The sequence below is a fragment of the Sinorhizobium sp. P24N7 genome (assembly GCF_042436655.1).
In the GTDB taxonomy this organism is placed as follows: domain Bacteria; phylum Pseudomonadota; class Alphaproteobacteria; order Rhizobiales; family Rhizobiaceae; genus Sinorhizobium; species Sinorhizobium meliloti_A.
This window is the reverse complement of record NZ_JBHMIW010000040.1, coordinates 1-2,428: the sequence shown is the minus strand read 5'-3', so window position 1 is coordinate 2,428 and position 2,428 is coordinate 1. Positions and strand designations below refer to the sequence as shown.

Below are 2,428 nucleotides of genomic sequence, written 5' to 3'. Positions count from 1 at the left end.
ATTTGGGCATGAGCGGCGCAGGCCTTTCCTTCAGCGCCAGACAATCGAAATCAGTGCCGCCGAGATCGAGTCCTCGCATTGTGGTGACGACCGGATCGCTATTCGACGCGTCGATGGACGGATTGAACTCCTTGCCCGTCTGAGGCGCACAGACGATCCGGCTGAGATCACAGTTGAAGAAACGGAAGACGAGATCACGCTCTCGATCGTGCCGCAGCAGAAATACGACGCCTTGCGTGTGCGGGTCGAGCCGCTTTCAGGCAATCCCTCTGAAGGGGATCATGCCTTCGGCCGGAACCCAACGGCTCTCCCGCCAATCGCGGGGATAACAGCAACAAGCGACTATCAAACCGGAAAGCTGACCATACGTATTGTCCGCAACGCCCTCCCGGCACCTGCACGTGTTCTGTTTTGGCTGCGCAGTTTGAGCGAGGATCTTTCCCCTCTCTTGGATGCGAACGATGCCCCCATCGCCCTTGGTCTTGCCGGTGCGCCTGCATCCCTCGACCTGTCCACGCTGGTTCGCCTTGCTCGCTTCCTGGCTGATCCCGAGCCGGAGAGTCTCTCCGGTCAGCTCGGCGCGGCTCTCGCTCCAGCCTATCGCTCAACCTTCGCTGTCGTAGGCGCCTCAAGAATGGTCGGGTCCATCAAGCCTGTCTTGAACATCGTAAGAGCGGATGGTCAGCCTCCACGCAACGACCTAATTGGTGTCGCTCCTTGGATCTTCGAGGCACCGGCTACTGCATTCTCGGGACTCAAGGAGGATTCAGGGCTGTCAGCGCTCGCCCGAATGTGTGACATCGAACCGCCGAAGCCGCTACCATCTCTCGAATGCGATACGCCGCTTGCAGATTGGCTGAGCAGGGTGGGTTCGGATACTAACCTTCCGGCGGGGCTCGGAGTGGACGCACTTCAACATGCCTTTCGTGCGCTTCGCTTCAGAGTCGGCGACACCGATCTTCGCGCTCTCGTCGGAGATGGCCCGATAGCCAACGCTACGAAACTGATTTGTGGCGCGCATATCGAAGGCCTCGACCAAATCCGGTCCTTTGACAACAATGGTGGCGGAGACCCGTTACCTGCGCGCATCGCGGCGCAAGTCGAGCGATTTGCGCGTGCCTGTGCCTCCCACGCAACCACGGACTACATCGACGACATCGTCTTCCGCACCGGCCTTCCGCGTGACGAAGTGGGTCGCGCTCTGACGATGATGCTGCGCGCCGGTATTGAATTCTTCGTCTATTTTCGCCCACTCTGGGCGCATGTGATCCAGCAATACCTCCCTAGGTCATGACTATTCTGAATCCCAATAAATTCCGCGATGGGCTCAACGCCGTTCTGGCCCGCTTTGTTGCCACGTCGTCGCCAATCAACGAGATCCGCGCACCCAAGCTCGCCGAGGAACTGCGCAAGAGAATCGGTGCCCTGGACTTCGTGAAGGGCCCCTACGTGGAGACCCTGCCTGACTTCGAAAAAGGACGCAGCCTCGCCCAGCTACATGCGCAGGGCATCCATGCTCCCGGCTGGGAAGCGTTCGGCAACAACGCGCCTTTCCTTTGGGACCGACAGCTCCATGCACATCAGGAGAAAGCGATCCTGCGAGATGATAACTACCTCGTCGCCACCGGCACCGGGTCGGGCAAGACTGAGAGCTTTCTCTATCCTCTCGTCAACGACATTCTCTTGCAAGGCGACCTCAGCCGTCCCGGCGTTCGCGCCATTCTGGTCTACCCACTCAATGCGCTGGCAAACGATCAACTTGGCCGAATCGCGCAACTCCTATTTCGTGACCTCGGTGACCCGGGGATCACGCTCGGTCGCTATACGGGCCAGGTGAAGTCGCGCGCCACCCGCGAAGAGGAGATCACTCGACTGCGCTCGACGCCAAGCTTCGTCGAGGCCTTCGGTGACGATGCCGACGTGCCCGACAATTGGCTGCTCTCGCGGGCTGAAATGCGTGCCGCACCACCCCACATCCTTATCACGAACTACGCCATGCTGGAGCACATCCTCCTGCTGCCCACGAACCGGCGACTCCTCACTGGGGCCGATCTGCGGTGGATCGTTCTTGACGAGATCCACACATATGCCGGCGCGCAGGCAATCGAGGTAGCCTTCCTGCTAAGGCGCCTTAAGGCTCATCTCGGCATTTCCGACGGCCAGGTCCGATGCGTAGGCACCTCGGCGTCGCTCGATCCCGGACGCAAGGCGGAGCTTGCCTACTTCGCTTCCCGCCTGTTCGGCGAGCCGTTTGCGGGCGAGTCTGCCGTAATCACCTCCAAGCGAAAGGCTCATCCGAGACTCAAGCAGTCGCCCAAGCCCAGCGGACTGACGCCCCGCAGGTGGGCTGAAGCCGGCGCGCTCGCCGAGGCTGCGCGGAATGCGACGCAGAACGACACGCCTCTGACCCTCGAGGACTGGAATTTCG

At 60.7% G+C, this 2,428-nt stretch carries 2 protein-coding genes; both read left to right on the top strand.

Features of this window, described 5'->3' with window-relative positions:
• On the top strand, positions 1 to 1,294 hold a 1,294-nt coding region (locus ACFHWW_RS33695; protein WP_379943672.1), incomplete at its 5' end, for a hypothetical protein.
• On the top strand, positions 1,291 to 2,428 hold a 1,138-nt coding region (locus ACFHWW_RS33690), incomplete at its 3' end, for a DEAD/DEAH box helicase (protein ID WP_379943670.1). The genes ACFHWW_RS33695 and ACFHWW_RS33690, both read left to right, overlap by 4 nt.